Origin of the sequence: Terriglobus aquaticus (genome assembly GCF_025685415.1) — a bacterium.
Taxonomy (GTDB): domain Bacteria; phylum Acidobacteriota; class Terriglobia; order Terriglobales; family Acidobacteriaceae; genus Terriglobus; species Terriglobus aquaticus.
On record NZ_JAGSYB010000001.1, the window covers coordinates 893325 to 919362 of the forward strand.

The window sequence follows — 26038 nt, forward strand, 5'->3', positions numbered from 1 at the left end:
GGCGTCAGAATCCCGCAAAGGCTTCTACTGGTCAATGGGACGGCGATGAAGCGCGTCTGAACTCTTAAGTCACTAAAGATGAGTGAGCTGCAGGCTCACCTCAAGATCGTCGGTAAGCGTTCTTTGGACCTGCGAAGTGCATCCTGCATGGACGCTCGCTCAAACGCGAGGTGGCGCGGAACTGAAGTCGGCTGTTCTAGTTGGAGGGAGCCGCGACCCCAAGGCTCTGGTATTCCGCTTGCACCCGGCGCAGCAATGGCAAGTCCACATCGCCGCCTCTCCATCGCTGAAGGAAGGTAGCGTACTCGCCGCGAGACTGTTTCAGGTCGCCGATGAGACGCCAACCGCGGGCCATGCCGAGATGCGCGAGAGGAATGTAGGGAGAGATCGGGCAGAGGGAACGCAGTTGTTCCAAGCGCGCGAACTCTTTCTCCGCTTCCAGACCCCGACCTGCTGACAGCAGCGCTTGAGCGCGGTCGTAGATCGACACAAGCTCGATGACGCGAGATCGATCGAAGGTCTGTACCGGCCGCAGTTGATCCACGGCAGCTTCCGGATGCCTACTAACCCGGCTTAAACGGGACTCCGTGATCGGCAGGATCATTTTCACGAAGATCGTGTTCTGTGGCGCAGCAGACCGCACCGCTTCCGCGAGAGTCGACGCCTGCGTCGGCTCGCCTGCGACGGCCAGGACCATCGCCGCGAACGCCTTTACGTTCAGCACGTCCGGGGCAAGGCGAAGCGAGTGGCCTACCTCAGTTCGCGCCTCTTGGATCTGACCAATGTCAGCCTCAAACTGGGCCAATTCCAGTCCTGCGTCGGCTGCGGACTCCTTGAGTCCGTTGTTGAGCGCGACCTCCTGAGCCCGGTGGAATAAGGTTTGCGCAGCACGTAGCCGTCCTTCCGCGACGCACACCCAACCTTCCAACATCAGCATCTCGGCCTGACGAGGATTTCCGGCGGCCCACTCCTCCTGTTGCTGAATCAGTGCCGCATCACCTTGCGCAACGCCGACCCGGAACATCGCCATGCGCGAGATGATCGAGTCATCCAACTTCTTTACCGACGCGTCGTGCCATACGCTACGTGCTTCCTCGTAGAGGCCCAGGCGCTGATCGGCCTGGAGCAAACCCGCGTAAGGGAACGCGTTGTTCGGCGCGATGCGCACCGCCTCGCGCGCCATTGCGCGAGCCAACTCGGGCTCGCCAAGTGTTTCATACAGATCGGCCAGATTGTTTGGTGCGATCAGGTCTTCCGGATATAGTTGCCGCCATAAGTTGTAGACCTCCTCTGCTCGTTCAGCGTCTCCCAACGCTGAGCTGTAATAGTGGGCGGTCAGGTAAAGGCGCTCCCGTTCCGTAGTGTGGAGGCGCAGATCGAAGGCCTTCTGATACACAGCGCGGGAAAGCTCGGTCTCGTTCTCATTGCCATACACTGTGCCGAGCCGGGCATAGGCCAGCGCGAACTCCGGGTCCAGATCGGTCGCAAGCTTATAGTCCGCAATGGTCTCGTGGTCCTGCCCGCGCGCCCGCTTTTGCTCGCCCGAGGCGAACGCTTGCAGGGCCGGCAGGGAGGAGGTCGTCGCCTGCAGAATGGGTGTGCCAAAGCGCTTCACGGAGCTTTCCGGCTCGCCCAGGTCACGGCGCAGACGATCGGCCGTGTCACCCAGCGTCAAGAGCAAGGCATTCGTCGATGGGGAAAAGGCCTCTTCTTGTACCAGCGCTCCACCGTTACATAATTCGGCTTGGAGTTGCACTCGCAAGCCATCCCTGATGGGAGCGACCGTACCGTGCACGATCGCTTTCGCGTGCAACGTCCCGCAAATGCGCTGGGCATCCTGGAGAGAGACACGGCCGGTGCCTTGGACTCCCCCTTGCTCCAGCGCGGCCTGGGTGGCCTTGGCCGAGGTCAGGGCGAAATAGGGTGACTCTTCCAACTTGATCCGCAAGGCGCTCAAGAGCGTTTCCGTAAAGACTACGTTTCCCGTTGTATTGTCGAAATCGGTCAGCAGTATCTGGTCGTTGGCGCGCAGCGGAGTCTGCACCTTCGAGGGCCGCAGAAGAAATAAGGCGCCACCGGCGAGCAGAAGAAGAGCGGCCGCGGCGAACCACCGCAAATGATCCGAGAAGCGCCTTCCGACTCGAGGTTCCGGGATGATCGATTGCTCAGCGGTGGTGGCAACCGAGAGTTCCTCGTGCGGCGGTGGAGTTAGTGACTGAAGTTCAGGCTTTGCCGGCGCGGAGAGGGCAGGCGATTCCTGCATGACTGGTGCAATGAAACGATAACCCCGGCGAGGCACCGTCTCAATAAAGCGGGGATTATCCGCGACATCTCCCAAGGCCTGGCGGAGCTTCGCGACAGCCGTACTTAGCCCTTGGTCGAACTCGACGAACACATCCTGCGGCCAAAGCTGTTTTGCCAAGACATCTCGCGGGACGATCTGTCCATGCTGTTCGAGCAGTGTCACCAACACTCGAAACGGCAGTTCCTGGATCCTGACGCGCTGACCACGCCGGTACAACTCGCCGGCTTCGGGCATGACCTCGAAATGACCGAAGCGGTAAATCAGCACCGGAGCGTATCTCGTCTCTGCCATGCCGGCGAGCCTTCATGGTTTGGGATGCAAGGATGTCGGCAATTCTAGCATTCCGACTCCTCAGGACGGAGCATAGAAGCTTGCAAGCTCCACAAAGGGAGGGGTTTGTCGGTTCAGGTCAAGTTCAGCTACAGCATGTTGACCTGCACAGTATGAGGAGCGAAGTTCACATCCATGCAAGTGATGGTGGAGCAAGCATGGAGTTGGAAGCGAGCGGCTCGAGCGCGCCATGGTTTTTCGTTCCTGGGCCTGGCAGTTGGCACGCTGCTCCTCGTGTCGAGGCCCGCAAACCTCGGGGCTGAAGACACGCCCGCAGCGGTTTTGGATCATGCGCGCTCGGTGTACGCAGCCCTCGGCAGCTACGCCGATACGGGCACAGTCCTGAAGGAGTACGGTCCAAGTAGCCGCGACAGCCAAAGCTTCTCCACTTATTTCACCCGAGCGCCCCGGCATTTCCTATTCGATTTCCGCCGGCCGGAAGGCGACCGCCTGGTGGTCTGGGGAGATCCCGAGGCTTTCCATGTGTGGTGGAAGGCCACTGCTCAGGTGACTGCTTATCCCAATCCGGATAATGCCCGGGCCATCACCCTGAACGATTACCCAACGAGCAATACAGTCACCAAGATTCCACCGTTGCTTTATTCCAAGGCGAATCTGCCGGGCGCTTTACAACACTTTGAGCCGAAGCAGATGACGTCCTCGGATGACGGGATAGGCCACCGGTGCTACCGGCTGGACGGTGTCACCAGTGATTCCTATGGCGGGACTGGGAACCGGGTGAACGTACACGACCTGACGTTGTGGATCGATGTAAGCAGTTACCTGGTGCGGAAGATCGTTGAGCAGTCACCCGCGCCGCCAGGATCAATCAACCGAATCACTGTCGTGTTCGAACCCAGAGCGAATCCTACGCTCGACGACCAGCTCTTTCGGTTCGCTGTTCCCAAATAAGGCACCTACAAACAGGAGAATGATCGTGCCAGTAAACGGGAACGACACACTGATTGAACCAGCGGTGCTGCTCGGACAAATAGCCGCTGCTGTGTTTGGACTGCTGCTCATCCTGATTGGCGTCGCCGTCCTCTACACCATCGCCCAGTGGGCTTGCCGAGGGCGAAAAGTTGATGGTGTCGTTGTCGGCGTGCGCCGGCGGGGCACGCAGTTCTATAGCGTGTACCGGTATGCCCTGGAGGAAGGCGGTTGGGGTGAGGCCAACGCAGTCCAAGGCAGCGGCAGCCTTGCGGGCAGAGGCACCGGCACGCGCAAGCTGATCCGTGTCACCCCTGAGCGCCCGGATGAGGCCCGTGAGGCAGCGGCACCGGTGGTGTGGTCGTTGGCCTTCGGATTCCTGCTGGGCGGTGGTTGGCTTACCTGGTCCAGCCTCGGCACCCTGAAGTACTCCCTCGTCACATGGATTGTTGCGGCACTTCTCGCCGTTGTGGTGGGACGCATGTTACGGCCAAGGCTCAAGCTCTTTCTCAAAGCTGGATCGGCACTGGCGATCCGAAATCAAGGTTTGCAATCCACGCCCGTCGAGAGTGCGGAGAGTCTCGGGTTGCCGTATAGGCGTCCAGGTGTGCAGGTTTCGAGCAGAAAGTCGGGCCGAGTAGGGCCGGTGTTTTGTCTGGCGGGCCTGGTGGTACTTGCGACCGCTGCGATACCCGTCCGCAAGTTGATCGAACTGCAGAAGGGGACGCGAACAGAAGGCGTCGTCCTTTGGCTGGAGATAAACCCGAGCAACAACCATCGCAACATCAGATTCCCGGAGGTGCAGTTTACGGCCGTGGACGGCGCGGCGGTTCGCTTTCTCGACCGCGCCGGAGCAAACCCTTCGCCCTACAAGGTTGGCGACCGCGTGACCGTGCTGTATCTGCCCGCGAAGCAAGGCACCGCCATGATCGATCGCGGCTGGCGCAACTGGGAGCCTGTCGCGGCTCTGATGGTGCTCGGAACGACGCTGCTGACGCTAGGCGTGATGACGCTGCGAGGCAATCTTCTCTCGGCACAGTCAGGCTCAGACAAATCGCTTTTGTGGACAGAGACAACGATGCGATCAGGACTGAGGAGATAAGCGTGACCAACTGTATTCGATGTAAAGCTCCTATGATTGGCGCCTACTGCACGGCTTGCAGCAGCCCTTCGTCGGCAACCCATCCCACCGTCACCAAGGAGCAGGAAGATCGCAGCGGTCCTCGCGGATTACTCTTCGCCGGCTTAGCCGTGGTGATGGCCGCGATCTTGGCGATTACTGCATCCGCGTATGCGATGCACCAGGCAAGACTCAAGGCGAAGCAGCTTGTGCGCGACGCCGAGTCCGTACCAGTCACCGTCGAGCCGGTCGCACTCTCGTCTCCTGTCGCCGGGACGGAACAGAGTGATGCGACAACCGCCGCCTTCCCGGCGTGGCAGTCGTCCTCCGCCTCTCCGAATCCAGCCCCACCGCGGAGCGGCATGTTGGTCGTTACGGCGATTGATGATCCCCAAGGCGATTACGAATCGATGAAGCAAATCCGTTCCATCGATGCGAAGGGAATTACGCTCGCCTATCACGGAGCCAAGCCAACTGAGAAGGGGCAAGACATCACCGATCTCGAACGTCTCGTGCTCGCACAGGATCTGGACAAGGCACACGACTACGCCCAACTGTTCAGTCGTAACCAACCGCAATCCATTCCTGGAACCACGGCGATCACCGTTTCCAGGGAAGTGTTCACGGACCTTTCGCAGAACCGAAGTTCTGCATTCACTTTTCAGCCGGAGGGGATCAGGGGAGCAATCAGCAACATGGTCAACGTTCTCTCGGGCTTTGGTGTGAGCAGCGAGCACCTAGGCGGTGACGCCGAGCTGAACAAGGTCTCCAAAGTTCAATGCACTTTGCACCGCGAGGGATCGGCACTGGTCGCGTTTCCTGTACTGCTCGACGATCAGCCGACCACGCTTCCAGCGCTGCGTGCTGGATGTTCCACCGACGATGGCCCGGCGGAGTTCTACATCCTGAATCAACCTAACTACCCACTGATGCTGGCGTGGAAATTCGGCGCAGGTTCGCAGTTGCAGGTCACCAAGATCTCCTACCCCCCAACCGCCAAAGCGGCCGATGATCTGCCCTCTAGCCATATCGAGCAGCAGCTCAAGGAGAACAAGAAGGTTGAGATCTATGGCATCTACTTCGACTTCGGGAGCGATCATCTCAAACCTGAATCAGAACCCGTTCTGAGAGAGATTGGTGCGGTGCTTGCGGCACATCCTGATTGGAAGTTGAAGGTAAGCGGCCACACCGACAACATCGGCGGAGACGATTACAACCTCGATCTGTCGACCCGCCGCTCCGCAGCGGTGAAGGCAGAGCTGGTCTCTAAGTACCACGTGCCCGCGGCTGCTTTGGATACGAGTGGTTTCGGTGCCGCACAGCCCATTGACACGAATGCGACCTTAGCTGGGCGTGCGCGGAACCGGCGCGTCGAGTTGGTCCGCGAGTAATAACACTTTCGAGCGAACACAGAAACAGCAAAGGAGACATCATGCTTACCAATCGATCGGCCACACGCTCTTTACCACTTGCCGCTGCGCTTCTTGGCAACGTTCTACAACCTGTCCTGGCTCATGCAGACGTGAGCTACCAGGAGACCATGCAGATTACGGGCGGAACCGTGGTGGGCATGCTGAAGATGGCTGGAGCGTTTAGTTCACAAGTCAGGCAGCTCAGTGGTCCCATGACCTTCAAGGTGATGATTCACGGGAACCGTATGGTTCGTGCGGGCCTGCATACGACCCAGATCATCGATCTTGATCGGCAGACGATCACGATGGTGGATCACGACAAGCGCTCTTACTCCGTAGTCACCTTTCAGCAGATGGAACAGCAGATGGCGAAGGTAGTGAGCCAGGCAAAGGGAACAACCGCCGCTGGATCCACCGGTGACCAAGTCGCTTTCAACGCACACATCACCAGCAATGGCACCACGCGCCAGGTTGACGGGCGGAGCGCGGCTGAATCGCTTCTCACTGTCACCTTCACGCAGCCAGACGCGAGTAAGTCTGCGATGGCTGCCACGAGTGAGATCTGGTCCGTTGCGGATTGTCCAGGGCTTAGCGAGTTGCGGGCATTTCGAGAGCGCCTCAGCAAAGAGTTGTCCGTTCAGATCGAATCGGCATCGATGGCCTCGCTGTTGTCTTCACAGCCAGGGGGAGCACAGGCACTCGCGGAGCTACAGAAAGAGTCGGCGAAGATGACGGGTTTTCCAGTGCTGCAGGTAACCCGGGTAGGATTCACCGCGAATGGTGAGCCCCTGCCGCCTCCATCTGCTGTGCCTTTGGCACACAACGAAAATCAAGGATCATCCGAAGCTGCTTCCATCGCGAAGGAAACAGCCACTGCCACTGCAACTCAAACCGCAAGCGATCAGATGAGCAAGCTTGGCACGTTCGGGCGAGCGCTCTCTGGAGCAACGATGGGATCTCTGCTGCACCACACGCAGAAGGCATCCCCTGCTGCGGGTAAGTCCGGATCCGGGACAGCCGATGCCGCTGCTGCCGTGTTGATGGAGGCGCAAACGCAAGCTTCGTCTTTTTCCGTTGCACCGGTGGAGCTCTCGGGATTCGACGTGCCAACCGGCTACAAGGCCGTGTCGTCACCGCTCAACAGCAGGTAACTCAGCTTTCCTACAAGCTGAGGGCGTTGGTGGAGCGATGATGATGTGCTCGTGCGGCATTGGATTCGCAGCCGCACGAGAATCAACACTAAAGGCCAGCAGGGATGTAAGTAATCCGAGCAATCGTTGAAAGTGATATCACTCCGGCAGCGCAACCGTATCGGTCACGTGCAACGTTGTATTGACGTCCGAAGCTCCATCTCCGGGTTGTCCGCCTCCGACGAAGACTGTGTAATCGCCCTGTGCAACGATCGGGTTGCCGAGTTCGGTGACCATACCGAGGTCTCGTGGGTTCAGGTGAAATGACACTTTGCGGCTTACTCCTGGATCTACGTTCACGCGGGTAAAGCTGCGAAGCGCCAACAGCGGTGCGCCCTTTACGCTTGGGAACTTCAGGTAGAGCTGGACGACTTCGTCGCCCGCAACCTTGCCAGTGTTTGTGACGGTCACGTCGGCATCGACCGGCTGGCCGGCAGCGATGCTGTTGCTGGAGAGGTGCAGGTCGCGATAGGCAAAGCTCGTGTAGCTGAGTCCGTAACCAAAGTTGTACAGCGGCTTGCCCGTGAAATAGCGATACGTGCGGTTTGCCATGCCGTAGTCTTCGAAGTTCGGCAACTGGTCTGTGCCCCTATAGAAGGTGACCGGCAGACGGCCGGCGGGGTTGTTCTTGCCGGACAACGTGTCCGCAATTGCGGCGCCACCCTCTTCGCCCGGGTACCAGGCCTCGACGATCGCGTTCGCGTGATCGTGGATCCAGTTCACCGATAGGGCGCTGCCGTTCATCAGCACAACGCACAGCGGCTTACCAGTTCCGGCCACTGCTTCCACCAGGTCTTCTTCAGGTTGCGGCAAGTTCAAGCTGGTCCGATCACCGCCGCTGAATCCAGCTTCGGTCACCGGCATCTCCTCACCCTCAAGCTGGCTGGTGATGCCGACCACTGCGATGACGGCGTCGGCACTCCTGGCTGCAGCCACTGCCTTTGCGTCTACCGCGTAGTTGACCGGACTCCAGATCAGTTCCGCTCCCGGGTCTCCGTTCTGCACGCCATTCTCGATACCCACGGTAACCTTGCGGCCCTTTTCTAACTCGACTTTGCCCATGGTCGATTCGACATTGCGTCCGCCGTAGGAAGTGGCGATCTGCTTACCATCGACCACGAAACGAACTGAACCGCGCGTGCGCATGCCGATCTGGTACAGCCCGGAGGCTGTGGGGGTGAGGAAGCCCGTCCAGCGAACTCCGTAGTTCTTCCGCCCAGCTATCTCTGCGGGCAGGTTCGATCCCGAAAGGTTCGCCGTCGGTTCGTTGCGACTCAGGAGCAATTTGGGTTTATCGTCGAAGGCTTTGTGAGCTTCGTTGTATTCGGCGTGCAAGCCGGGCTTGCCATCAGGCGTGGTGAGCAGGGCTATCGGCAGCGGCGTGCCTTCCGCGTGCAAGAACTGCGTTCCCGGCACAAAGGTGATCGAAGCGTTCGGGAACTGCGCATGCAGACCCTCCATGACCGACACGATGTGAGTAGGCTGCCCCGCGTAGTTGCCGATGAGTGGCGTGGTCTGGTCGGCAAGCGGACCGACCACCGCGATGCTCCGAATGCCATTACGCAGCGGCAGCATGCCATCATTTTTCAGCAGCACCATGGATTCGTCTGCCAGCTTGCGGGCGTGCGCACGGTGTTCCGCGCTGTCCAGTTCCTTCTCGTCGATCTTCGTGTACGGCACCTGGTCCGGCGGATCGAACATGCCGAGCTTGATGCGGGCGGTGAATAGCCGAATGAGCGCTGTGTCCAGTGAGCTTTCCGGCAGATAGCCCTGCTGCACGGCGTCGACGTATGCCTTGTCTACCGGTTCGCCAAAACGAGAAGAGAACGTGACGCACTCGTTGTCCATGCCGCGGAGCACCGAGATCGCCGCCCCCTGCGCCTGCGTGGGACGGTAACGGTGGTTGGCCGCAACGTCGCGTACGGCGTCGCAGTCGGAGACCACATATCCCTGAAAGCCCCAGTGGCCGCGCAGCTGCTCCTGCAGCAGGTGCTGGTTGGCGCAGGCAGGCTCGCCGTTGATTGCGTTGTAGGCGCACATTACGGAGCCAGCCTTTGCCTCGGTAATCGCGGCGCGAAAAGCAGGCTCGTAGGTGTCGACTTCGTCGTGGCGGCTCACGTCAACGTCGGCGAAGTGGCGGGTCGGCTCGGGTCCACTGTGCACCGCGAAGTGTTTCGGGGTCGCGATGCCAAGGTAGTACCTGGGATTGTCACCCTGCAGGCCGGTGATGTAGGCCACGCCCATGCGTCCCGTGAGGTACGGGTCTTCGCCATAGGTCTCCTGCCCGCGACCCCAGCGCGGATCGCGAAAGATGTTCAGGTTTGGCGACCAGAAATCCAGACCGCCCATGATGCCGGTGTGATGTTCGCGCAGGTTCTGCACGTGCTTAATGCGGCCTTCGATTCCGATCTGGCCGGCCATGGTGTGTATGCCCGCAGTGTCAAAGGTCGCAGCCAAACCAATTGGCTCTGGATACTCCGTGACGCCGTCATTGATGACACCGTGCAGGGCCTCGCTCCACCATTGGTAAGCAGGGATGTTGAGGCGGGGAACCGCAGCAGAGTTGTTCTGCATCTGCGAAGCTTTCTCGGCCATAGTCATGCGATGCACCAGGTCTGTCGCGCGCGCTTCCGGAGAGAGCTGCGTATTCAGAAACGCGGCACCGCTGGCGTCCTGTGCCAGAGCGGAGGGCTGTAGCAGAGCAGCGAGAACGAGAGCAGAGAGTGAGGCAGACGCTACGGTGTTGCGCTTCATTTGATATCTCCGGCTGAGGCTGTGGTGCAGTGTGTAGCGAAGCATAAGTGCTGGCTGAAGAAAGGCACAACGTAGTTCTGAAAGCGTTGGGCTATGGCGCTGGTGTGCGTTCCGGGATAGATCGTGAAGCTGTTCTGGACACCGTAGTTGTCGAGCACCTGATGGAGCTTGCCGGTATCCTCGCGCAGGCCGTCCTGATCGCCCACATCCAGCGCGATGGCGCTGTACTGTTTCAGAGCGTCGATGTACTGGTCCACAAACGCCAGCGGAGCGTTGGCTGCATACTTTGCGGCAATGTTCGACTGCACCACGCCGTCTTTGGTGAGGAGGTCGAAGTACAGCGGCGGCTTCTTTGGGTTGGGTGACCACGCGGCGGCCGTCGCATACTGGGCCGCGGCAAAGCCCGGCGATTGAGCGGCGAGTTGCGCCGGAGACGTGGCCGCTTCGGCTTTCTTCTCACCAGCGATGGCACGCTCGGTCGCCTGGTCTGCGGGACCCGGCCCGCCTGCTGTCATGGGCGAGAGACAGCATGGGCTCATTAGGTAGAGGGCGCCGAAGACGTCAGCGTGCTTCATGCCGATGCGCGCCGCGCCATAACCGCCCATGGAGTGGCCGACCAGACCGCGACTCTGGCGATCGGGCAGCGTGCGGTAGTGCGCGTCGATGTACTGAACCAGATCGTGCGAGATGAATCGCTCGTAGTCACCGGTGGTCGCCGAACTCGAGTACATGGAGCCGTTGTAGACCGTCTTGGAGTCCGGCAGCACCACGATCATCTCGCGACTGCCCTGGGCAAAGGCGCCTTCTATGGTCTGCGGCACGTGGATTTCGTGAGTCCATTGCTCCGCTCCGATGAAGTAGCCGTGTAGGGCGTAGAGGACCGGATAGTGTCGCGTGGGCTGCTGCTGATACGTGGCTGGCAGAAACACGATCACGTCGCGGTCGGCCGGGTCGCCTTCAAGATTGCCTTCGAGCGCGGCACTGTGCACCTTGATGTGTTGCGCGGTGAGTGGCTTGGCACCGGGGACAGGCACCGGGACCAATGTTTCTACCTGCGCACGAGCCGCAAGGAAGGATGCGAGCAGTCCGCACACCATTGCGACGGGGACAATACCGAAACACGTTCTTTTCATCGTGCACCTTGCGGTTGGGAGACTGTGACTATGTTGGGCGTCGGCAGCTTGAGCTAGGGGAGGAACGGGTCGATGGTCTGGATGTGGCCTTGGGCGTCGAACGAGAGAGGCGTGACCTTGACGTTCCGCAGGTGGTTCTTATTGGAGAGCTGCGTGTCCGCGTAGAACAGCAGCCACTGACCCTCCCATTCGACAATGGAGTGGTGAGTCGTCCAGCCCTGCACTGGCAGAAGGAAGTGACCCTGGTAGGTGAACGGGCCTAGCGGGGAGGAGCCGATGGCGTATGCCAGGAAGTGCGTGTCACCTGTGGAGTAGGTGAAATAGTACCGGCCCTGCCGCTTGAACATCCATGCAGCCTCGAAGAAGCGGCGGTCGTGATCGCCGCCAAGTAAGGGCTTGCCGTTCGCGTCGACGATCACCGCATCCTGCGCCGGTGCGGCGAGGTGCATCATGTCGGCGCTCAATCTGGCTACTTTCGGCATGAGTGCAGGTGCCGCGTCCTGATGAAGGTCCGTGCTGGAGCGTTGGCTGAAGTGGCCGTCCACCCAGTTCTGTAGCTGTCCGCCCCAGATGCCCCCGAAGTACATGTAGCTCTGGCCATCGGTGTCGGTGAAGACGGCTGGATCGATGCTGTAGGTCCCCGCGATGGGCTCAGGCTCTGCATGGAACGGACCCATCGGATCGGTCCCAGTCGCCACACCAATGCGGAAGTGGTCCTGTTTATCCCTTGCAGGAAAGTACAGGAAGTAACGGCCGTTCTTGTATGCAGCATCCGGGGCCCACATCTGCTTGCTTGCCCACGGCACGTCTTTCACATCCAGAGCGACAGGGCCGATGGTCACCGGACCATTCAGGCGATCCATCCGAAGCACGCGATAGTCGTGCATCGCGTACTCACTGCCCAGGTCATCGTCCGGGATGTTGGTGGGGACGTCGTGCGACGGGTAGATGTACAGGCGATCGCCAAAGACGTGGGCAGATGGGTCTGCGGTGAAGATCTCCCGAGTCAAAGGTTGCGAGAGGTAGTGTCGCCCATTCGGCGCAAGCGGGGCGCCAGCCTGACCGGCGGCAGCGGCCGCAACGAAAACTGCAGTGCAGAGGTGTAGCGATCTCATGAGTGCGATTCCGCCGCATAGCGTACCAGTTCTCTCGTAAGTCTGTCTTTTCCTTCATCGCAAAAAATAAAGACTGGGTCTGCTTGACAGGTTCGTGAAAGCCGGCGTAAAAACCGGCTGCACGCTTGTTGAGGGTTTTATTAGCGACAAAGAAAGAAGCCCAGGCATCACGGCTGAGCGCGTTGAAGGCGCGCCAAAGAGAATGCCTGACCCAACCCCATTTGCAACGGAGAGCCCTATGATTTACAAGTCGAAGTCCGCAAAAAACCGCGTCATCACGAGCAAAACATTCCTGCGGAGCGTAGGCCCCACCTGTCTCCTGGCGGTAAGCTGCGTGTCCGCAAACCTGGTTGCGCAAACCACAACCGCAACCCTGGGCGGAACCGTTGCTGATGCCGGCGGCGCGATTATTCCAAGAGCCGAAATCACGCTGAAGAACGAAGCAACGGGTGATCTGCGGAAGGCCACGGCGAACGGCTCTGGGGTTTTCAACTTCTCCGCAGTTCCGACGGGAGACTACGACGTAACGATCTCCGCACCGGGCTTCCGCACCTATGCGCAGACTGGCATTCACCTAAATCCCGGCGACCAGCAGTCGGTGCGTGACATTCGCCTGTCTGCTGGCGATGTGTCGCAAACGGTCGAGGTGCAGAGCGCTAACGAGACCATTCCGCTTGACTCCGGAGAACAAAGCTCCCTGATCTCCTCGGAGGAGATCAAGCACTTGTCGGTGCAGGGCCGCGATGTGACGGAGCTGCTGAAGATCCTGCCCGGCTTCGCGATCTCCAAGGGTGGTGCGGGAAGTTTCGACAATGCCAGCTACGATCCGTCGCAGGTAAACCCGACGGGCGCCCTGGGCCAGTATGCCGCGAACGGTACGCCGGTGAACGGTCAGGCTCTGCTGTCAGATGGCGTGGACATCACCGATCCGGGTGCCTTTGGCGGAGCCCTGCAGAACGTGAACTATGAGCAGGTGGCGGAGGTAAAGATCTCCACTTCCAGTTTCACCGCCGACCAGGCACACGGTCCCATTGTGATCAATGCCGTGGGCAAATCCGGCGCGAACAAGTTTCATGGCTCCCTGTATACGTTCGCGCGCACCTCACAGTTGAATTCCATCGACTGGATCGCGAAGTACAGTCAACAGGGCAAGCCGCCCGACCGCTACATCTACCCCGGCTTCACCCTTGGCGGCCCCATCCTGATTCCGGGCACCGGCTTCAACAAGCAGCGCACGCTCACCTTTTTTGTGGGTGGCGAAGAATATGCGCAGCGGAATGCCTACGCGTACGGTAGCGCTTCGGCAGCGACGCTGAACGCACTGGTCCCGACGCTTGGGATGCGTGCGGGCGATTTCAGTCAGGCGCAGTTGCAGCAGTACCTTGGTTCGGCATATGGTGTCGATCCGAATGGTGGCGCGTGCAGCTACAACGGCTCGACCACCGGCTACATTCCGAACCAGAACATCTGCCGCGTGCCGGTCACCGCGCCGAATGGTGCCGCGGTGGTGAATGGCAACATCTCGCAATACATGGATCCGCTCAGCAAGATCATCCTGAACCAGATGCCGGTTCCGAATGTGGCAAGCAACGGCACCTACAACTGGATCACCACGAACCTGATCAATAACAACCTGTGGCAGGGGCGCGGCCGAGTGGACTACGGCGGAGATCGGGACAAGATCTTCGGCACCTACAGCATCGAGAAGGGAACGTCTGGCGTTCCGCAGAATGAGTACTATTCCGCGCGCGGCAATCTGGGTGGCGTCAACGTACCGGGTGGCGGCCTGCTGAGTCCTGTCAGCTCGCACATTGCCAGCATCAACTACACACACATCTTCAACTCCACGCTGACGAACGAGTTCTACATCTCTGGCGCTTACTTCAATCAGAGCTTCGTCAACAAGAACTTTTCTGCAGTGGCGAACAATCCGTACCAGGGCGTGTTTGCCAATGGCAGCAAGGTGCAGCCGACGCTTGAGGATTACGGCAACGACGGCCTGCCGCTGCTCCGGACCCCGGACACCAGTTTCGGCGGCATCTTCGCAAAGAAGCAGGTGCGCACGGCCGGCGACAACCTGACCAAGGTGCTGGGCCAGCACACCTTCCGCGCGGGGGTGTTTTACCAGTGGGATTCAAACCCGCAGGCAGCGCCGTTCATCAACACCAATGGCACGATCAACCTGTACTACTTCGGTGAAACCTTTACCGACCCGCTGAAGGGCACCGTTCACTCGACGGGGCCGGTCGGGAGCGGCAATGGCGGAAATTACCTAGCGAACTTCGCCGAAGGCGGCATCTTCCAGTACAACCAAACCAATCTTCTGCCGAAGCCAAACCTATATTTCTGGAACCTGGCGGGCTATGTGCAGGATCACTGGCGCGTGACAAGTCGTTTGACGCTGGATGCAGGCATTCGACTGGAGCACATCACGCCATGGGAAGACAGCCACGGCCAGGGTCTGGCTGTATTTACTGCGGCTGCTTACGCCGCGAACTCGAACCCAACGCTGCCCGGCATCACGTATCACGGCATGGACAAGTCGGTTCCGAATGGCGGCCGTCCTACTCGCTGGGCCTTCACGAATCCGCGCGTCGGCTTTGCATGGGACACGTATGGCCATGGCGATACGATCGTGCGCGGTGGTTTCGGCATCTTCCGCGCGCATGATGCGTACAACAGCGCTCAGTCGCAAAACCAGACGGTGCTCGGACTTCGCCAGTACACGGTGAGCGGCCCGCTGTTGCTGTCGTCTGTGAGTTCGTACCAAAGCGCCGCGACGACTTCGACCGGCTTCACGCCCGACTCGAACGTGTATGCCTCCAATCCCAATGACGACGAGGAGCCGCGCGTCTTCACCTACAACGTCTCTGTCGATCAGCGGCTGCCAGGCCACATGCTCCTTGAGGTGGCGTATGTCGGCAACAAGAGCGATCACTTGTTGAACGATGGATCCACGCAGAACACCACACTTAGCAACATCAACTCGCTACCGATCGGGGCATTGTTCAATCCGTATCCGAACACGCGGCCAGACACCGGCGTGGCTCCGGGCACACGGTTTCCGCTCTTCGCTCCGGCTGGTGCCTCGGGCAACAATACCAATGTCGGCGGGCTACAGCAGGGCGTAATCGACGCGTACAAGCCGTTCCCGCTGTACAACCACCTGTATGTGCCAGTGCATAACACTTATGCCAACTACAACGGCCTGCAGGTGGGCCTGGTTCGCCAAACCGGCAAGGCGCACTACAGCGTGAACTACACCTGGTCCAAGGCTCTGGGTATTCAGGGGCTAGGTGGGTCGGCTACCTACAGCACACCGGCGGACCCTTTCAATTACCGCAACAACTACTACAACCTGCCGTTTGATCGGCGCAGCATCTTCAACGCTGCGTATTCCTACCAGCTTGGTACGGTCGTACATCAGCGCTTGATCGGTGGAGTTACGAACGGCTGGGAGGTTTCCGGCATCGTCAACTATCAGAGCGGTGCCAATCTGCCCAGCGTCATCAGTTCCAACTTCGGCCTGACCGGTTCCATCCAGGTTCCGGTGGGCGCGACAGCAACCGTGGGAGGCAACAGCAGCACCTGCACCACAACCAGTGGCACGGGAACCTGCACGGTGTCGGTCAGCAACACCAACATCCTGGGCACGCCTGACGTAACGTTGCAGCCGGCGATCATCGGTGCACCGAACCAGGTAACCCGTTCGGCGAAGCAGTTCATCAACGCTTCGGCATTTGGCCTGCCTACCCTGGGCACCAACGGCGCTTACAAATATGGGTACCTGCCCGGTCCTAACTTCTTCGACACGGACATCACCGCGGCGAAGACGTTCCGCGTGAAAGAATCGCAAAGCTTCCAGTTGCGCGTGGCTGCCTTCAATTTCATAAACCGAGCCAATAACTCCTTTACTCAGGTGAACCAGCAGAACTACACCCTCAACTTCAGCCAAACGAGCAATGTCACCAACTTTAACCAGGCGCTCAGCAGCGCAAACGCGGCCGCTAATCCGCAGTTTGGATTTGCTCCGCTGAAGGAAGGTCGTCGCATCATGGAGGTCGCGATTCGCTACGACTTCTAACCGGTACCAGACATTGCAAAGCGGGGACGCTTCATGCGTCCCCGCTTTGCTCTTAGCGATGCTGTCTTGCTTTGTTCGGGAGCGAGCTGTCCCTACTTGCCGCTGGCATCGGGCATCCAAATGCGAAAGTTGCCGGTGGTGTGCAGCATGCTGATGAAGTACAGAAGACCGTCGTAGTAGCGCTGCTCGCCACTAGGTACGGACGTGTTCCATAGCTCAGCGAGGAAGGCGGCGCGCGCTGCTGTGTGGCTTGCCGCAAGGCCGCTGGTTGCCGTCGTGGCGACCATACCGGGCGAGTGCCTGGTGGAGAGGGGAGTGCCGCTCAATGTGTACTGGTCGGCGAAGGTGTGGATGCCCTGCGAGGTGAGGAACGACTGAATTCTGTCGCTCAGGACCTGCGCATTCGGATTCGCCTCGAACCAGGCCTGGTCCACCGCCCAGTTGCTTGCAGTGCGCCAGGAATCGTAGCTGAAGTCGGCAGAGTGCGGATTGAATGGCGTCCGGTGTGGGCTGCCGTCAAAGTTGGTGTAGTCCGCGGAAAGACCGGTGTTGGGTCCTGTTACCGCGACGAAGTAGTTGCGGCTCACGGTAGCAGCGCGCCGCCAGAACTCGCGGTCTTCCGGCGGTCCCCACATGGCCCACAACTGGTAGAAGTGCGGCAGGTGATAGCTGGGATCGCTGAACGTGTTGCCGCCCGCGCTGGGAACGAAGACGATCATGCTGTGAGCTTCGTCGACCATGGGTCCTACTGTGGTGGAGCGTGGCGGGAACGGCTTGCCATCTCTGCCGCGCGGCACAAACGGCGGGTCCGCTGGATGAATGCGGAATGGACCGGTGGCGGTCACGACCGGATGATGCCGCATGATGCGAAGGATGCGCTCGGCTTGAGCCTGGTAGTCGTACAGACCAGAGCCGTTGCCCCAGCGGTGCGCCGCAAACAGGAGCGACATGGCAAAGTACTCCTCGCCATCCGGGGCAGGCCCGTCCGAGCGTGGAGTGCCGTCGCTGTTCATGGACCAGGCATAGTACCCGGCGGACGGATTGGCCGGATCGGTGATGAGCATGTAGGTGTTGGCCCAGTTCCAGATGGCGTCGAACTCAGCCTTGCGGTTCATTTGTACGGCGGCCATCATGCCGTAACTCATGCCCTCGGTGCGAACGTCGTGGTTCGCCACGTCGGTGATGTAGGCCAGCGGGCCGTCGCTGTTGCGCCCGGCTTCGTAGTAGATGGCTTGCGTCTGCTTGTCGCCGTGGAAGAGTTGCTCGAAGGCGGAGTTGAGGCGTGCCTGAATCTCCGCTTCACTGTGGCCGGCTTCGGCCATCAGGTTGGGATGGCGACCTGTCGCGAAGGCGCCCTGCGCACGCGTGACGGGCGCGGTCGACGGTGCCGGTTGCGCGCCTGCCTGCGCGGTAGCGACACAGCCCAGGAGCAAGCCAAGAGAGAAGCGGCACGGCATGGTCATGCTCCTGAGCGTGTTGTAGATCGTTACAGCTTGTCGGTGTAGATGGCTCGGGCGAGTAGGTTTTCGATCTGTTCCTGTCGGCCGGAGCGGGGCTTGGGGTTCAGGTTGTTCTGCAGGGCGTGCTGCTCGATCTGTTCCAGCGACAGCTTGCCCTGGAACATGTCGGCAGCGGTGCCGCTCTGCCAGCCCTGGTAGCGGTCGGTGAGGATCTTGTCGTACTTACGGTCTTCGATCAGCTTGGCCGCAGTGAGGAAGGCGCGGGCGCAGAGGTCGGCGCCGCCCACGTGGGCGTAGATCATGTCTTCGGGGGTGAAGCTCTGGCGGCGGACCTTGGCGTCAAAGTTGCAGCCACCCTTGCCCAGGCCGCCCGCCTTGATCACGTGGTACATGCTCATGGTCATGGTCCACAGGTCGTTGGGGAACTGGTCGGTGTCCCAGCCGAGGAGGGCGTCACCACGGTTGATGTCGAGCGATCCCAGGATGCCGAAGGCGCCGGCGCTCGCGATCTCATGCTCGAACGAGTGGCCGGCCAGCGTGGCGTGGTTGGCCTCGATGTTGACGCGCACCTCGTTCTCCAGGCCGTAGGTCTTCAGGAAGCCATAGACCGTCGCCACGTCGAAGTCGTACTGGTGGCTGGTGGGTTCCTTGGGCTTGGGCTCGATCAGGATCTGGCCGTTGAAGCCGATCTTGTGCTTGTAGTCGACCACGAGCGAAAGGAAGCGGCCCATCTGGTCGAGCTCTTGCTTCAGGTTGGTGTTGAGCAGGGTCTCGTAGCCCTCGCGGCCGCCCCACAGAACGTAGTTCGACCCGCCCAGCCGTTTGGTCGCGTCCATGCAGTTCTTTACTGTGGCGGCGCACCAGGCAAAGACTTCGGGATCCGGGTTGGTCGAGGCACCGGCCATGAACCGCGGGTGACTGAACAGGTTGGCCGTGCCCCACAGGAGCTTCGTCTTGTACTGCCCCTGCTTCTCTTCCAGGTAGTCGACCAGGGTGTGGAAGTTCTTCAGCGTCTCGGCGAGCGTGTCGGCGGGCGGCGCGATGTCGGCGTCATGGAAGCAGTAGAAGGGCAGGTCGAGCACGCGGAAGAGCTCGAAGGCCGCGTCCGCCTTCACCTTGGCCTGCGCGATCGGGTCACCGGGCTCCATCCAGGGCCGAAAGATCGTCGGCCCGCCAAATGGGTCCGATCCCGACATCGCCAGCGAATGCCAGTACGCCACGGCAAAGCGCAAATGCTCTTTGAGCGGCTTGCCCAGCACCACCCGCTCCGCGTCATACCAGCGATAGGCCAGTTCGTTTTCGCTGCTCGGGCCTTCAAAGGCGACAGTGGGAAAGCTGCTGAAGATCGTCTCGTTGCTCATCGGCATCCTTGTTCAAAAAGTTTCGAGGAAGCAATCCACCCCAAGCTGCGGACTTATTTCGTCCACAATCAGAAACGCGAGGATTTGCTTCCGAGCTGACGAACAAACCATAGAATGCCGCACGATCAACGGTCAACTCCAGTCGCCTTGCTCTGCAGCGGACAAACGGGCTTAGCCGTTTGTTTGTCAGGACCAAAGAAGCGCATCTGCGTCGGCTTACGGTCGATGTTGAACTCCAGCAGGCTATCCTGGCAGGCGAAGCCGGTACACTGAACGCGCTCATGAAAGCGAAAAAGAACAGTCCCCAAGCGACCTCTGTGGCTGAGCGAGAGGCGAGAGGAAAGCGTTCCGTTCGTGAGTTCGCATGGGTAGAAGCGGCCTCCAGCGAGCTGACGCGAGACATCAATCGCGACTTGATCCTGGAGCAGATCCGTTCACGGCAGCCAATCTCGCGCGTCGCTCTTGCGCGGCACACCGGCCTGCAGCCCAGCACCGTTTCCTCCATCGTGGAACAGCTGAAGCAGGAACGATGGATCAAGGAAGGCCCAGCGGTTCAGACTCCCCGCGGGCGCCGGCCCACGATGGTGACATTGAACGATGACCTGCTGATGCTGGTGGCAGACGTGCGGCCGTCCCAAGCGGTGCTGGCCGTTGTGGACCTAAATGGCCGGTTTCTCTCGCGACGTGTTGTCCCATTGCCTACCGCTCCAGAAGGAGCCGTGATGGCGATTGCGAGTGGCTTTCAGGCTCTTCGTGACGGCCACCCTGGGAAGGTTTTCGAGGGCGTTGGTATCAGCGTGCCAGGGCGGGTCAACCCTGAAACAAACGCATTGATGCTGATTCCAAATCTGAACTGGATGAACTACGACGTTAGCGGCAAACTGTCGGAGATCCTCGGTCTCACGGTCGAAATAGAGAATGACGCAAATGCCTGCCTGCTGAGCGAGTTGTGGTTTGGGAATCTGGATGGGCTGCGCAATGTGGTCCTGCTGGCCATTTCAGAGGGACTGGGGGCAGCGCTGCTGGTGGAAGGCCGGCTTGTGAGCGGAAGCAATGGCCTCGCAGGAGAGTTTGGACACGTGACCGTGGATGCCGACGGGCCAAAGTGCGGGTGCGGCAAACAGGGCTGCTGGGAGGTATTTGCTTCCTCGCAGGCTGCGCAACGCTACTACGCGGAGCAGCGGGGGCACACCGGAAAGATCTCGATGCGTGAACTGGTCTCCCTCGCGCTGGACGATGACGAAGCAGCAAAGGCGGCACTGCGGCAACAGTGCGAACACATCGGAAGTGGCTTACGCGTCGTCAACGCTTCGCTTGCCCCAGAGGCGATCCTCTTCGCCGGAGAGATCACAACGTTTTGGTCCTTGGCCTCTCCCATCATCGAAGCGGAATGTAAGCGCGGTCTGCTGGCCGAAACTGGGCCCCGGCTCATTTCTACAGGCGACGGCGAGCTAGCCCTTTTGCGAGGAGCTGCCGCTGTGGTGCTCCACCGCCACTCCGGGTATTACCGAGCTTCCTCGGTCCGGAACAGGAAGGCGAGCTCCTGAGGGCCACGCTCGCCCTGACGCTTCGTCCAGCTTTCTCTTCGATTTGGGCAAGTTCATCCGCGTCCACCTTGGGAAACGATGCCTTAAGCCTTCGCTTATAAGATCATCCGGTCGCTCTCTGGACGCCGGTACACAACTGTCCCCTTTGTCGGTCAAATCTTAATCAGCTAGCGTACGGACGAGTGCGCTCTGCGTCTAGCCGAAGGCATAGGTGCTCAAAAGCCTCGCGCGTTTGACGGCAGACCGGGATAGTTCCGGAACGAACACTCTGGGGACGGGAGATCAGAATCCGGCTGACCCGACAGGGTGACCACCCTGTTGGGAAGCAAAGCTCCTCCGCTTTTTCAGGTGAGGAGGCATGTGGTTGGTGCGAGGCAATCCTTCACGTTATCACCGGATCAACGAACTTGCCACGTATTATCGTTATGTCAAATCACCCGCTGGAAGAGCAGCGGAGGAAGGGAGGAGTCTGCCTTGGATTTGATTCAGCCGAACACCTTCCGGGATGATGCGAAGAGCCTTCTTCAGTCGATCATCGCTTCGTCCGAAGACGCAATCGTCACCAAGAATCTCGATGGCATCGTCACAAGTTGGAACTCGGGTGCGCAGCGCATCTTTGGCTACGAGCCGCACGAGATGATCGGTGAGTCGATCATCCGCTTGATTCCAGATGAGTTGAAGCACGAGGAGGATCAGATCCTCGCAAAGCTGCGCGCCGGTCAACGAATCGACCACTTCGAGACCATCCGCGTCCGCAAGAATGGCGAGCGCTTTCCAATCTCAGTGACCATCTCCCCAGTAAAGGACGAAACAGGGACGATCATCGGAGCTTCCAAGATCGCTCGTGACATCTCCGACCGTCGCAGAGCCGAGGAGAGCCGGGCGCGCCTCGCCGCCATTGTCGACTCCGCAGACGACGCCATCATCAGCAAAGACTTAAACGGGATCATCACCAGCTGGAATCCAGGTGCATGCAGGCTCTTCGGCTACCAGGCAGAGGAGATTGTGGGAGAGTCGATCCTCCGCCTGATTCCAGACGAGCTAAAGCACGAAGAGGAAGAAATCCTACGGACGCTTCGAGCGGGTGGGAAGATTGAGCACTACGAGACGACGCGCCTCAGCAAGACGGGTGAACTTCGCGAAGTCTCGGTCACCATCTCTCCCATTCGTGACAGCTCTGGCCGCGTCATCGGGGCGTCAAAGATCGCCCGCAACATAGCCGATCGGAAGAAGGTGGAGCGACTCGCCATCCAAGCAGAAAAGCTGGGCGCTACGGGTCGAATGGCAGCAACGATCGCGCACGAGATCAACAATCCGCTCGCATCCGTGATGAACCTCATCTATCTGGCGCAGCAGGACGACGTAAGCAGGGAAGAGCAGAAGAGCTATCTGAGAATCGCTGAGAACGAGTTGGAGCGGATCTCGCACATCGCTCGCCAAACCCTCGGCTACTACAGAGACACAGTCGGCCCCGTTTCCGTTCACCTGCACGACCTGGTCAACACGGTGTTAACTGTGTACGGAAACAAGCTCTCTGGTCAGGGCATCACTGTGAGCACGGCCTTCAACGACATGAAGAAGATCTGCGTCAGCTCAGGCGAGATCATTCAGGTCTTTTCGAATGTCGTCGCCAATGCAATCGATGCCATGCCCAAAGGCGGAACACTGAACATCTCCGTGTCCCGCACGATGAGGTTGGGGAAAGACGGCCTGGTAAGTACCTTTAGTGACACCGGCCGCGGCATCAGTCGCGATCACGTGAGCCAGGTCTTCGAGCCGTTCTTCACGACCAAAGGTAGCTTAGGTACCGGCATTGGTCTGTGGGTCGCCAAGCAGATTGTTGAAAGGCACGGCGGACAGATTTCGTTAGCGAGCAGCACGGAAACCGCCAACAGTGGGACGACGATAACAATCCATCTTCCTTTCATCAGCGAAGTCTCTCAAGGGAGGGTGGAACAGGATGCACTTTAATGTTGAGCACAAGACCCTTGTAGCGGACGACCTCCCGCAACTGTCGAGCTCGGGTGAGTTCGATCCAGACGAGAGCGTGGCGCAAGGGTCTGAAAGACGAGCCGGGGAGGAGTCGCTGTCTCGACGTCGGGTCCTCGTGGTCGATGACGAAAGATTGCTGGCCGACACCACTGCTGCCATTCTCCGCAGAGCTGGTTTTGAGGCGCGAACGGCGTATGGCGGCTGGGAAGCTCTCGAAATCGTCAAGGGCTATAACCCTGACTACCTTTTGACAGATGTGATGATGCCCATGATGAACGGCATGGAACTGGCGATGGCGGTGAGCAAGATGTCCCCATCTACCGCGATCCTGCTCTCTTCGGGCCAAGCTGGTGTCGCGCCCATCCTGGAAGATGCAAAAGCGAAAGGCTACGAGTTCCCGCTCTTAGCTAAGCCGGTTCACCCGTCGAAAGTCGTGGAGCGCCTGCGCGAGCTCGGCTCCGCTAGTCACTGATGGGCGATTTGGCTGGACGCTTTGTTGGTGCACGGAGTGCGCTGAGAAGCTCCGTCGTGGGTAGCGTGACGAATATGCGCCGCGCGGCGACCTCAGACGCTTGCGACGAGCGGTTCTTTCCGCTACGACTTGCGTAAAGTCTGCGTTCCTCCAAGAATCTCCATGGATCGGATGCGAGGCTTCATCCAGCACTCGATGTGCTGGCCTCACCCACGCATCTCTTCTCTGTAGTAGCCCGCGTCGTTTTCGTTGCTGTCTCTCCTGACAACGGCGTGTCACATAGGTTGCAGCACGAGCCTTATCCGCGCAAGCCATCCGCCAGCGAAGTCCGATACGCACGCCAGGCAGGAACAAGCCCGACTACGGCCGAGAGTGCAATGGTTGCTGCGCCGTAGAGCAGTACGCGTTGCGATGGCCTGGTGATCATCAGCGGGATCCCCGTTGCACGCTCCACCGCGCCATGCGCCAGTAACAGACCGACGTATACCGCGACAAATCCGAGCACCGTCGCGACGGTCGCAATCACAACTGCCTCCGCCACAAACAGCAGCAGGATCTGTGAGCTTGGCATGCCCACCGCTCGCAGGATCGCTACTTCGTGACGCCGCTCGTTCACGGCGGTGTACAGCGCGACCAGCATCGTCAACAGGCCGACCACCAGCACCGCCGCGCTCACCAAGGACAGCGCCTCGTCCGCGTAGTCCAGCAGCACCCAGAGCTCCTGCAGCGTGTAGGCCGGGATGATCGCGGAGAGCGGCTCGGGCTTGTAGGTGTTGATCTCGCGCTGCAGGTATAGCGTGCTCATGCGCGACCGCGCTCCCAGCAGAAACGACGTGATCTGATCCACATGCAGCTGGCTCACGTCCAGCTTGGGCGCCGCCTCGCCGATAGCGGGTGGCGTTCCGCCTTCCCATCCGAAGTGCATGGCTTCTTCGCCCAGTAGCGTGATGAACACGGATCGATCGATCGGAGTTCCCGTTTGTGCAAGCACGCCGGCGACGGTGAACGGCGTCGCATCGTGTTTCAGAATGGACCGCTCCTCGATGCCGTGCGACAGCGTCAGCCTATCGCCCAAGCCCAAGTGCAACTGGTTCGCCACAGATGCGCCGAGCGTGGCTTCGAAGATGCTTTGGGGCGAGTGCCCAGTAGCGAAGCTCAGACTGTGATCGCCGCGATACTTATAATGCGCGTACAGGTTGTCGTCCGTTGCGATCACGCGGAAGCCGTGGAACGAATCGCCCATGCTGATCGGGATCGTCCACGCGACTGCAGGGTGATGGGCAAAGTGCTCGTAGCTCTGCCAGGAGATGTTGTTGGATGCCGTGCCCACGTGAAAGATCGTGGACAAGAGCAGAGGCAGCTCGCCACCGCGTGCACCCACAACCAAGTCTGTATGTGAGACAGTGCCCGCAAAGCCGGCCTTGGTGCCGGCGCGCAACGCATCCACTGCGGTCAGCAACGCGATCGACAGAGCGATGGAGCACACCGTCAGCGTGGTTGTCAGCGCGCGCGAACGCAGCGACGCCAGCGCCAGCCTAAGCAGCCGCACGGCCACCCTCCGGTTGCGATGCCTGGTTGATCTCCGACAGGCTCAGCGTTCTGCTGAAGTGCGATGCCAGACCCATGTCATGCGACACATACAGCAGCGTCGTCGCGTTTCCTTGCTGCCGCGCTTCTTCGACCATCTCCAGCAGCAGCGCGACAAATTCATCGCGCCGGTTCGCATCCAGCGAACTCGTCGGCTCGTCCGCAATCAGCAGCGCGGGGTAGCCGATCAGCGCGCGCGCAATCGCCACGCGCTGCTGCTGGCCTACGGACAGGGTGCTCGGTCTTTCGTCCAGAAGCGCGGAGATGTCGAGCCGCTGTGCAAGGCGTTCTACCTCGGCATGTAGCGAGCCCTCACGCATGTGGCGCAGCCGTTCGCGATACAGCTCGCACGGCAGCAAGATGTTCTGCCGAACCGAAAGATAAGGGATCAAATTGAAACTCTGAAACACATAACCCATGCGGCTGCCGCGAACACGGTCGCGCGTGGCGGCGGAAGCTTTGTCAAAGGCCTGGTCGAGCACCTGCACGGTACCGGCAGTCGATTGCAGCACACCGGCAACCAGCGACAGCAGTGTGCTCTTGCCGCTGCCCGAGGGGCCATACAGAAAGACACTCTCGCCCAGGCCGATCCGCAGCTCCGGAATTCGCAGCACCGGCTCGCGCTTGCCGTAGCGAAACACCACATCCCGCAGCAGCACTGCATCTCGGACGCGTGAAGGCGAAAGGTCGCCTTGTAATTCCGCGTCACTGCTCATACGGCTTCACGGAGTCGCCATCCATATTGAACGACACATCGCCATACGGGCTCTGGACCGTGCTCACATGTAATTGGCCGGACACGATGATGGGCTGCGTAAAGCTCATGGCTGCCTTTTTGCCGCCGCGCAACTTCACATAGACCATCTGGTTGGGTGGAGGTGGCGGAACGTGAATGCATGCACCGGAGAACGGCACCAGCAGGAACTCCGTGACCTGCTCGGCATCATCCTCCAGCGGCACCATGAAGCCGGGGATCGCAACCGTCTTGCGATCCAGCGCCTTGGCGGGTGAAGGCTTCGCGTCGGCCGTCAGCGTCTTCAACGTCGACCACGACACCTGGGGCACGCCGGCCGTGGGTGTCGCCGCGCGTGCTGCGCCGCCCTGCAATGAAAACGATGCCAGCAGGAGCATGCTGCATGCGATACCTTTTGGGCGTATCCGCTTCATGAAGCCTCCTGCTCTGTTGGACGCGCTTTGGACTCATTCAGGAGTCAGGCCGCCATCAATCGATGGCGGCCTGAGTCTG

Annotated in this window: 17 protein-coding genes; 8 read left to right on the forward strand and 9 right to left on the reverse strand. The window is 59.9% G+C overall.

What is annotated here, in order from left to right:
- Window positions 1-196 precede the first annotated feature (196 nt).
- Window positions 197-2596 (reverse strand): winged helix-turn-helix domain-containing protein, encoded by a 2400-nt coding sequence (locus OHL12_RS03860; protein ID WP_263412513.1) that lies wholly within the window; start codon window positions 2594-2596, stop codon window positions 197-199.
- 174 nt (window positions 2597-2770) lie between these two features.
- On the opposite strand from OHL12_RS03860, the gene OHL12_RS03865 reads away from it, so the two are divergent.
- Genes OHL12_RS03865 through OHL12_RS03880 form a run of 4 tightly spaced genes read left to right on the forward strand, consistent with a single transcriptional unit; the run spans window position 2771 to window position 7248 of the window.
- Window positions 2771-3547 (forward strand): LolA family protein, encoded by a 777-nt coding sequence (locus OHL12_RS03865; RefSeq protein WP_263412514.1) that lies wholly within the window; start codon window positions 2771-2773, stop codon window positions 3545-3547.
- Between the two features lie 25 nt (window positions 3548-3572).
- A complete protein-coding gene (locus OHL12_RS03870; RefSeq protein ID WP_263412515.1) occupies window positions 3573-4667 on the forward strand; it encodes a DUF3592 domain-containing protein in 1095 nt (364 codons plus the stop codon).
- Window positions 4628-6076: an OmpA family protein gene (locus OHL12_RS03875; protein WP_263412516.1), complete on the forward strand. Its 1449-nt coding sequence runs from the start codon at window positions 4628-4630 to the stop codon at window positions 6074-6076. The genes OHL12_RS03870 and OHL12_RS03875 overlap by 40 nt, the downstream gene beginning before the upstream one ends.
- Window positions 6077-6117: 41 nt before the next feature.
- Window positions 6118-7248, forward strand: a complete 1131-nt coding sequence (locus OHL12_RS03880) for a hypothetical protein (RefSeq protein WP_263412517.1) — start codon at window positions 6118-6120, stop codon at window positions 7246-7248.
- 138 nt (window positions 7249-7386) lie between these two features.
- Here OHL12_RS03880 and OHL12_RS03885 read toward each other — a convergent pair whose 3' ends face one another.
- Genes OHL12_RS03885 through OHL12_RS03895 form a run of 3 tightly spaced genes read right to left on the reverse strand, consistent with a single transcriptional unit; the run spans window position 7387 to window position 12184 of the window.
- Window positions 7387-10041, reverse strand: coding sequence for a glycoside hydrolase family 3 C-terminal domain-containing protein (locus tag OHL12_RS03885; protein ID WP_263412518.1), 2655 nt, complete (start codon window positions 10039-10041; stop codon window positions 7387-7389).
- Window positions 10038-11174 (reverse strand): alpha/beta hydrolase, encoded by a 1137-nt coding sequence (locus tag OHL12_RS03890; protein ID WP_263412519.1) that lies wholly within the window; start codon window positions 11172-11174, stop codon window positions 10038-10040. The genes OHL12_RS03885 and OHL12_RS03890 overlap by 4 nt, the downstream gene beginning before the upstream one ends.
- A gap of 53 nt (window positions 11175-11227) precedes the next feature.
- A complete protein-coding gene (locus OHL12_RS03895) occupies window positions 11228-12184 on the reverse strand; it encodes a glycoside hydrolase family 43 protein (protein WP_263412520.1) in 957 nt (318 codons plus the stop codon).
- Window positions 12185-12527: 343 nt separating this feature from the next.
- Between OHL12_RS03895 and OHL12_RS03900 the strand changes: the two genes are divergently transcribed.
- Window positions 12528-16373, forward strand: a complete 3846-nt coding sequence (locus tag OHL12_RS03900; RefSeq protein ID WP_263412521.1) for a TonB-dependent receptor — start codon at window positions 12528-12530, stop codon at window positions 16371-16373.
- 92 nt (window positions 16374-16465) lie between these two features.
- Here the strand turns inward: OHL12_RS03900 and OHL12_RS03905 are convergent, their stop codons facing one another.
- On the reverse strand, window positions 16466-17830 hold the full coding sequence (locus OHL12_RS03905) for a glycosyl hydrolase family 8 (RefSeq protein ID WP_263412522.1): 1365 nt from the start codon (window positions 17828-17830) through the stop codon (window positions 16466-16468).
- A gap of 29 nt (window positions 17831-17859) precedes the next feature.
- Window positions 17860-19194 (reverse strand): xylose isomerase, encoded by a 1335-nt coding sequence (gene xylA / locus OHL12_RS03910; protein WP_263412523.1) that lies wholly within the window; start codon window positions 19192-19194, stop codon window positions 17860-17862.
- 281 nt (window positions 19195-19475) lie between these two features.
- Here xylA and OHL12_RS03915 point away from each other — a divergent pair, with 281 nt between their 5' ends.
- From OHL12_RS03915 to OHL12_RS03925, 3 genes are all read left to right on the forward strand, one after another.
- The gene (locus OHL12_RS03915) at window positions 19476-20741 is read left to right on the forward strand and encodes an ROK family transcriptional regulator (protein ID WP_263412524.1); all 1266 of its coding nucleotides are present in this window, start codon (window positions 19476-19478) and stop codon (window positions 20739-20741) included.
- Window positions 20742-21047: 306 nt separating this feature from the next.
- Window positions 21048-22712 carry a PAS domain-containing sensor histidine kinase gene (locus tag OHL12_RS03920; RefSeq protein WP_263412525.1) on the forward strand — a complete coding sequence of 555 codons (1665 nt, stop codon included), beginning with the start codon at window positions 21048-21050 and terminating at the stop codon, window positions 22710-22712.
- Entirely contained in the window at window positions 22702-23205 is a 504-nt protein-coding gene (locus OHL12_RS03925; protein ID WP_263412526.1) for a response regulator, read from the forward strand. The genes OHL12_RS03920 and OHL12_RS03925 overlap by 11 nt, the downstream gene beginning before the upstream one ends.
- Before the next feature lie 298 nt (window positions 23206-23503).
- Here OHL12_RS03925 and OHL12_RS03930 read toward each other — a convergent pair whose 3' ends face one another.
- Genes OHL12_RS03930 through OHL12_RS03940 form a run of 3 tightly spaced genes read right to left on the reverse strand, consistent with a single transcriptional unit; the run spans window position 23504 to window position 25923 of the window.
- Entirely contained in the window at window positions 23504-24754 is a 1251-nt protein-coding gene (locus OHL12_RS03930) for an ABC transporter permease (RefSeq protein WP_263412527.1), read from the reverse strand.
- Window positions 24741-25508, reverse strand: coding sequence for an ABC transporter ATP-binding protein (locus OHL12_RS03935; protein ID WP_263412528.1), 768 nt, complete (start codon window positions 25506-25508; stop codon window positions 24741-24743). The genes OHL12_RS03930 and OHL12_RS03935 overlap by 14 nt, the downstream gene beginning before the upstream one ends.
- Window positions 25498-25923 carry a DUF3299 domain-containing protein gene (locus tag OHL12_RS03940; RefSeq protein ID WP_263412529.1) on the reverse strand — a complete coding sequence of 142 codons (426 nt, stop codon included), beginning with the start codon at window positions 25921-25923 and terminating at the stop codon, window positions 25498-25500. The genes OHL12_RS03935 and OHL12_RS03940 overlap by 11 nt, the downstream gene beginning before the upstream one ends.
- Window positions 25924-26038 lie beyond the last annotated feature (115 nt).